The sequence below is a fragment of the Candidatus Chloroploca sp. Khr17 genome (genome assembly GCF_004138165.1).
Lineage (GTDB): Bacteria > Chloroflexota > Chloroflexia > Chloroflexales > Chloroflexaceae > Chloroploca.
In genome coordinates this window covers 21161-28880 of the sequence record NZ_RYFF01000062.1, presented here as the reverse complement: position 1 = coordinate 28880, position 7720 = coordinate 21161, and the positions used below count along the sequence as shown (strand labels likewise).

The following is a 7720-nucleotide window of genomic DNA, read 5'->3' as shown; positions in this document are numbered from 1 at the left end:
GCGCAGGGGGCCGGGGAAGACTATGTCTTTCCGCATCAGACCTTCCAAGAGTATCTGGCGGGCCTGGAACTGGTGAGGGGTCCGGCCTTCGTCGAGCGGATGATGGCCGTGCGGCACGACGACCGGTGGCAGATTCCGATGATGTTGGGGCTCGGGCATGCGGTGCATGAAGGCTTGTTTGCCATCCCGTACCAATTCCTGAACCGACTGCGCTGTCTGCGCGAGCGCAGTGCCGAGCAGCGGCAACAGGATCTGGTCTTGGCGGCAGTGATCGCGGCGGATGTGGGCTGGAAGCGCCTGCGACGCGGGGGCGACGAATTCGGTCAACTCCAGGCGGATCTGGCAGCGGATCTGGCGAGCCTGATCACCGACCCGACCGTCCCGGTGGCGGTACGCGTTCAGGCGGGCGCCCTCGTTGCGCCGCTGGGCGACCCCCGCCCCGGCGTTTGCACGCTGCCACCCGCGATGGTGGAACTGCCTGGGGACAGCGTGATGCTGGGGGTAACCGCTGCGGAGCGTGCCCAACTGCCAAGTAATAGGCAGGGTTGGTTTGCCGATGCTGAGAACGAGGTGGAGGTGCCCGTTCCCGGGTTCGCCATCGGGCGCTACCCGGTGACGAATGCGCAGTATGCGGTGTTTATCGCCAAGGGCGGGTATGATCCAACGGCCCCCTGGTGGGATGCGGCAGGGCGGGCGTGGCTGGCCCGCGATGATGCCGCCACCGAGGGGTTGGATCCGTGGCAGCGGCGGCAGCGCAAAGATCAGCCAGAATGGTGGGATGATGAAGCGTTCGGGCACGGGCGTGGGAACTCCCCGGTGGTGGGCGTGAATTGGTATGAAGCCATGGCCTTTGGCCGCTGGCTGACCGCATACCTGGATGATCGCTTCGTCTACCGGCTGCCGAGCGAGGCGGAGTGGGAGTATGCGGCGCGGGGGCCGATGCGGCGGATCTATCCGTGGGGGGCGGCTGAGCCTGAGGGTGAACGGGCGAACTTTGATGAGCAGTATGGTGGCACGACTGCGGTGGGTTGTTTCCCGGCCGGGGCGACGCCGGACGGGGTGCTCGATCTGGCGGGCAATGTGTGGGAATGGACGCGGAGTGTGTATCGTCCGTACCCCTATGATCCTGAACCTGACAATGGACGGGAGGAGGGGGTTGATGCGGCCAGAAAACGCTTTACACTTCGTGGCGGCTCGTGGCGCGATGCTTCGTTCCTCCTGCGCGCGGCCCTCCGCAACCTCTTTCGCCCGGCGCCCATCTTCGGGATGTGGGTTTTCGGCTTGCCCGGCACCCACATGTGTAAAGTGTTCTGTATTCTGTCGCGTGGCGTAAGTACCGCCGTGCAGGTAGCACAGGTAGGGCTAGCGGGGGCGCGGCGCGGTGCCGGGGGGATGCAAGGGGGCGCACCCCCTTGCTTGCGCCCGTGGCGCAACGGCGCGGCATGCATCGCTTGCTGGCTCACTTTCACTGGTCGCTATGTGCGCATCGCCTCGGTGTCGCAATGAATACGGGCACCAGGCGCGTGCCATCTTATGCCACGCGCCTGATCTTGGGCGCGGTCACATGGATGGACGCACCCCAGCTTCTGTGCCAAGGTTCGCCCCCCCGTTGAACGTGCCGTTGGACGCGTTGGGGTGAGTTCCCAGGTGGGTGGCCTCGGCACTCGTGGGGCTGATCGTTGCGTCGCCACCGTCGGGCGGGTGAATGGGCGCGGCGACGAGCGCGTCGTTGCGGTCGCTGGGCGCGTTGGTGTCGCTGAGCAGCAATGCGCGGGCGACGGCGCTCAGGTCGGTGATGGCGGTCTGGATGTCCTGCTGGTGCATGCCGAGCAGATCGGCGTAGAGCTGGGCGCGGGCGATGACCTGCTGGTAGGCGCTGAGCCGCTGCGCGATGGTGCTCGCTTTGACTTGCTTGGCTTTGCGCTGCAGATCGTTCAGGTCGCTCTGCATGGCCTGGACATCAGCGAGCATCCCGCGATGCACGGCGCGGGCCATAGTGCGGCGGGCGGCGGCTTCGTCCGGGACGCCGAGCAGTTCCACGTAGGGTTCGTGTTCGCCGTCGGTCGGCAATGCTGCCACCAGTTGGCGGAGCCGGAGCAGGGTGGCATGTTCGCTGACGGGCACGAAGAAGAGGCCGCCTTCGCGCCGGACACAGACGGCCCCGGGGATGGCGTCGATGATCGTGCGGATGAGGTGCGTGAGATCACCCGCGAGGTGCAGCGTCTGGTAGGTGCGCCAGCGTGGGCGCAGGGCGTCCGTGAAGGCGCTCGCTTCGTGTTGGGCCGCGATCACCCCGGTTGCGGCGGTCGTGCAGATGAGGGCCGGTTCGCGGTGCAGCCGTTCGTGCGGGCTGAGCTTTTCCAGCAGAATGCGGGCCTGGGTGCCGTAGCTGAGGCCCAACGCCGCGAAGTCGACGGCTTCCCCCACCAGCGCAAAGACGATGTGCTGGCTGCTGCGGGTATTGATTGGGCGTACCAGGTTGCGGATGCCCCCCTTGGGTGGCTGGAGCGGGCTGCCCGTCTGGTGCTGGTCGTCGAGCCAGGCGTAGATGGCGCGTTTGAGCGCCGTGGCATCGGTGGGCAGGGCCGGGGCGAAGGCACCAAAGCCGGTGGCGTTGAGATGGTTCAGCAGGTCGTCGTGGCTGACGCGCAGGCCGCGGGTACTCCACCAGACATGATAGCCGAGCAGCGGAATGGTCGTGGTCATGAGCGGACTCCTTTCGTGGTCAAATGATGGATCACGGTGCGTACCGAGGGTGGGATGGCGCCAAGCATGTTGACCTTTGGGAACCCGCCGCAAGCCGCCGCGCTTGAGCGCGTCCGGTGAGGCGGGTTTCTTGCTGGCTTCAGCCAAAACATTGCCGTCATTGAACGTTTGTGCTATAATATCCGCAATGTGGGCCTTCGGGCTGCACAGGTGCTCCTTCGGGAGCCGCACCTGAACAGAAGGATATGTTGCGGGTTGCCACGCCCAAATCCTGCGTGGCGTAAAACATGTCAGGTGTTCCTTTGCATGGTGCACCACGTTCCTTCGGGAACCGGGTCGGACAGATCCGTTGGTCGTCAAGCTCGCCACGAGGCGGGTTGGGCCAAGAAGCCGCGCGGCTTGAGCCGCTGCGGAGTGTCACCGGTGTTGACGCCCAGGCGCGAAGCTTTGCGGTTGCAGGGGCATCGGGTCGGTCGGTCGATGATGATGCGCGGGCAGGGGTGGTGCTCAGAGGGCGAAGAGGCTGCGGAGCACCGGCTGATCGTCTTGCAGGTCGGTGAGTGTGAACAGGTGGTCGCTGAGCGCGGCGAGCACGTCGGCACCCTCGGTGGTGCCAATGAGCACGCTGAAGACGCGCATGCCGCGGGTGGTGCGACGGGTGTGCCACGCCGCGCTGAGCGCAGGGTCAAGGTGCGTCAGGCCGTCGGAGAGGCAGATGACGTCGGCGCGGTCGTAGGTGGCCTGATCAATCAGCGTCAGGGCGTGCTGCATCCAGGGTTCAAAGCGCGTGCCACCGCCGTTGAAGTAGTTCAGACACGTGAGCACTTCGCTGGGGGTGGCCTGCCCGTGCGCAAAGGGAAAGACCGCCAGCTCCGGGGTGCCGGCGAAGTGCATGACCACCATGTCGCGGCGTTGCCGGCGGGCGATGCTCAGCAAGGCCAGGGTCACGGCTTTGGCCCAGACCTCCTTGCTGAGGCCGTCGCTGCCGCCAGGCTCGGCCATGCTGCCCGAGGAGTCGAGCGCGACGATGATCGGCCCGCGCCCCTGCCGTTCGTGGCCCACCAGGTCGTACTGCATCAAGCGCTGCTCGGCATAGTGGAGCATGAAGCGGTCTTCCAGCGCGGGTGTGGTGAGCAAGGCGAGCTCGCTCGGCAGCAGGCGTCCGAGGTCGTGGCCGGTGGTGATGCTGGTGAGTTCGTCGGTGGGATGGGCGACCCGACTGGTCTGGACCGCGAGGGCGATCTGGGTGAAGCGGCCACACAGCGTGGCGAGCTGGCGGAGACGTGGGTTCTGGCTGATCTGTTCAGCCAGGGCGAACGTGGTCGGAAGGTCACCCGCTGCGGCTAGTCCGCCCGGCCCCCCATGGCTGGTGCCACCCCCGCCGAAGGCCGCGAGCGCGTGGTGGAGCGTGGTGAGTTCCGCTGCGGCGGTGTCCAGGGCGGCACGACTCGCCCGGCGGGCGGTGGCCGCGCGGGTGGGGGCGGTGGCCTGGAGGGCGTCGGCGAGCGTTGCGGCGGCCTGCTGGGCGGCGTTGGCGGCGGCACGGGCGTGCTGCGCCTCGGCCAGGAGCGGCTGACGACGTGCGTCACGAGCCTCCTGGGCGAGTTCGGTCAGGGTCGCAGCGCGGTCAAGCCAGGCCGCCGCCGCTGCTTCGTGGGCATTGAGGTCGGCGACCTGGGTACAGGTGGTCGCATCCAGCGACGCCAGGACGGCCCGCGCCAGGCCCATGGTGGCGAGCGCACTGGCCAGCGGGTCGCCGAGCGTCCCTGCGGCGCGGAGGTGCGCCCACTCCACTGTCTGCATGATCTCGCTGAGGATGGGTTCATGCCACTGGTAGGCCGGGCGGAGCGGGGCCACCGGGGCGATCATCGGCGCACGTTTGAAGACGCTCCAGAAGAGATCGGCAACAAGGGCCGGGCCGGTGACGACCTGCGTGGCCGCGTTGGTCACGAGGGTTTGCAGCGCGGCAAGCTGCGCGAGCGTCGTCTGCCACGCCTGGACATCGTAGCCATCGTGGCGCAGCACCTGGCTGCCGTCCTGGATGGCGGTGGGGGCAATGCCGTCGCTGAGCCAGGCGTCCTCGGTGGGGAGGGCCGCGAGGGAGCCCGCTGCCTCCAGGAGGGCAGCCTCGTCGCATGGTGCCGGCGACGGCGGCGGCAGAACGGCTGGGTCGGCTGGGGCCTGCGGCGTGGACGCGCCGATGGGCGGCGGCGGCAGGGCGGTCGGTGGGGCATCAGCGGGTACGACATCGGGGAACTCCATTGCATAGCTTCCTTTCGGGATCGCATGACCTTTGGGAACCCGCCGCAAGCCGCCGCGCTTGAGCGCGTGCGGTGAGGCGGGTTTCTTGCTGGCTTCAGCCAAAACATTGCCGTCATTGAACTTTTGTGCTATCATGCCCGCAATGTGGGCCTTCGGGCTGCACAGGTGCTCCTTCGGGAGCCGCACCTGAACAGGAGGATATGTTGCGGGTTGCCACGCCCAAATCCTGCGTGGCGTAAAACATGTCAGGTGTTCCTTTGCATGGTGCACCACGTTCCTTCGGGAACCGGGTCGGACAGATCCGTTGGTCGTCAAGCTCGCCACGAGGCGGGTTGGGCCAAGAAGCCGCGCGGCTTGAGCCGCTGCGGAGTGTCACGGAGCGTTTGCACCTGCGCGTGCATGCGCATGAGGCGATCGGTCTTCTGCCCCTGGCTCTGGGCCTGTTCCAGGAGCCGGTTGAGTTGCGTGGCGACGGTCTTGAGGCGCGTGGCCCCCTCGACGGCGGCCTGCATCTTGGCCTGATCGTCCTGGTGCGGCTCGCGCTGGGCTGCCATGGTCGCCTCGTGGATACTGAGGGCCTGGTCACTCAGTTCGACGGCGCGGGCGATGAGCGGATGGGCGAGCCGGGCCACGCGACGCCCGATCTCACAGTTGCTTGCCTTTAGGCGCGGAAGCCCAGCACGTTTACGGCTGGGAGGAAGCGCCCTGCTTGAGCGGCTTTAGCCCACAGCGCCGTTTGCCGCTTTCTATTGCCAAAAAATATGTTCTGTGGTACACTTGTTCGTGTGCAAGGCACGAAGCCGGTTCGCCGGTGGAGACGGTTGAAACGCACCTTGAAAACTGAATCTTGCCGGTTCCGTTCGGGAATCCTCGAACGGGTAAAAGGTTCAAGGTCGTATGCTTCTGCATCTGCACTCGCTGTCGGGTTCGCCCGACAGGGCCTTTGTCAGTAGGCCGAACGTCTCGGATGCTGACCTTCGGGTTAGTAGCGCCAGAGACAAGCCCAATCGTTTACGATTGGGTAACTGACTGCGCTGCTCCGGCGTCTGCCAGAGGGCCTCGCGCAGGATCGTCAGATCATCCTCCTCCACCTGACCGCGCCCTTCCAGCAGTGCATGCGCCCGCAGGAGATCGAGGCTCTGGCGCCAGCGGCGATCACTGGCGACGATGTGTTTGCCTGCGAGCTCCGTGCGCAACTGGGCAAGGGCGGCAATGATCGGGTCAGGGATGGCAACCTGAGGCACCGCTTGATGGAGCGCGGTCAACGCCGCCTCGCTGATCGTCACGGGTGGCGTGGCGAGCGCGGCGAGGCGGAGCAAGCGCGGAAACGCGGCTTCGGAGACATAGCCCACCATGAAGCGCAGGGCAAAGCGATCCCAGAGCGCCGCGAGCTCATCGCCCTGGGGGAGCTCATTGGCCGCGCCGACGCAGGTCACGAGGGGTACCGGCAGACGAGTCGGGCCATTATCAAAGACGCGCTCGTTGAGCAGGGCGAGCAAGGCATTCAGGATGGCGGAATTCGCCTTGAAGATCTCATCCAGAAACGCAAAGCGGGCTTCGGGAAGTTTATGGCGCGTGATCCGGCGATACTCGTCCCGCTTGAGGCCGACCACACTAATCGGGCCAAAGAGTTCATCGGGGGTGGTAAAGCGGGTAAGCAACCAGACGAAGGGCTGGGTGGGACTGCCCGGCGTGGTGATGCGCGCGGCGAGCCGCTCCACCAGCAGACTCTTGGCCGTCCCTGGAGGCCCCAGCACGGCCACATGCTGCTGGGCCAGGACGGCGACCAGCAAGGTGCGCACGGCGTCATCACGTTCGAGGAAGCGGGCGGCGAGATCCGCTTCAAGGCGTTGGAGCGTGGTCAACGGGCCAGCCAACGGCGTCAGGTCAAGGCCAGGGGTCGGGGTCATAGGTACCTCTTTCAGGGGGAGCGGTCGCGTGCGATTGCCGATTGCCGATTGCCGATTGCCGATGTGCGATGGGGTGCAGCGCATCTGGACGCGGTCAGCATCGCGCTACGGCCCGCAGAGGTCGTCTGGCACGGCCCTAGGTGGCAAAGCCCAGGCCGCGTTCCCGCATGCTCACATACTGATTGCCGCCAACGACAAGATGGTCGAGCACTTGGCAGTCCAAGAGCTTCCCGGCCTCGACGAGTTGTCGCGTGAGCAGAATATCCTCGGGGGACGGGGTGGGATCGGTGGAGGGATGATTATGGCCGATGATGATGGCGGTACTATTGATGCGCAAGGGCTCTTTGAAGATCTCGCCGACGCGCACCAGGGCCGTATTCACGGAGCCGCGATAGACACGGGCGAGCTTCTGCACACGGTTTTTCGTATCGAGGCAGGCCACCCAGAGCTCTTCCTGATCCAGCGCGAGCATCTCGACCATCAAGACCTGGGCGATATCGGTGGGGCAGCGGATCTGCAGGCGGTCATCATAGCTTGCAAGCGTGAGGCGGCGCCCGATTTCGAGCGCGGCCTTGAGGTGGGTCGCCCGGCGCGGCGTGCCAAGGCTGGCGGTGACGGAGGCCAGGTCGGCCCGGAGCAAGCCAACCCAACCGTGGCAGGCCTGCAGCGTGGCGGCACAGACAGCGAGATCGTCTTGTCCCGCGACGAGGGCGAGCAATTCGGCGTCACTCAGGGCGGCGGGGCCCGTGGTCGCCAGGCGGGCAGCAGGCTGTTCATGGAGCGGCAGTTCGCGAATGCGGGTCATCGGGGCATCTCCTTCGTGATGGGCACCTCAAACACAG

General features: G+C 66.2%; 6 protein-coding genes. 2 read left to right on the top strand and 4 right to left on the bottom strand.

Translation table 11 applies throughout. The features are described from left to right. A partial coding sequence (locus tag EKD05_RS22365) for an SUMF1/EgtB/PvdO family nonheme iron enzyme (RefSeq protein ID WP_165360898.1) occupies positions 1-1506 on the top strand: 1506 nt, incomplete at its 5' end. 54 nt (positions 1507-1560) lie between these two features. Here the strand turns inward: EKD05_RS22365 and EKD05_RS22360 are convergent. Next, a complete protein-coding gene (locus EKD05_RS22360) occupies positions 1561-2706 on the bottom strand; it encodes a DUF6744 family protein (protein WP_129677337.1) in 1146 nt (381 codons plus the stop codon). A gap of 507 nt (positions 2707-3213) precedes the next feature. Continuing rightward, the gene (locus EKD05_RS22355) at positions 3214-5103 is read right to left on the bottom strand and encodes a VWA domain-containing protein (RefSeq protein ID WP_129677334.1); all 1890 of its coding nucleotides are present in this window, start codon (positions 5101-5103) and stop codon (positions 3214-3216) included. A gap of 107 nt (positions 5104-5210) precedes the next feature. Here EKD05_RS22355 and EKD05_RS22350 point away from each other — a divergent pair, with 107 nt between their 5' ends. Beyond that, positions 5211-5633 carry a hypothetical protein gene (locus tag EKD05_RS22350; protein ID WP_129677332.1) on the top strand — a complete coding sequence of 141 codons (423 nt, stop codon included), beginning with the start codon at positions 5211-5213 and terminating at the stop codon, positions 5631-5633. Positions 5634-5855: 222 nt separating this feature from the next. Here the strand turns inward: EKD05_RS22350 and EKD05_RS22345 are convergent, their stop codons facing one another. Continuing rightward, complete coding sequence (locus EKD05_RS22345; RefSeq protein ID WP_165360897.1) at positions 5856-6878, bottom strand: AAA family ATPase; 1023 nt, start codon at positions 6876-6878, stop codon at positions 5856-5858. 136 nt (positions 6879-7014) lie between these two features. Then, positions 7015-7683 carry a RadC family protein gene (locus EKD05_RS22340; RefSeq protein WP_129677328.1) on the bottom strand — a complete coding sequence of 223 codons (669 nt, stop codon included), beginning with the start codon at positions 7681-7683 and terminating at the stop codon, positions 7015-7017. Positions 7684-7720: the final 37 nt, after the last annotated feature.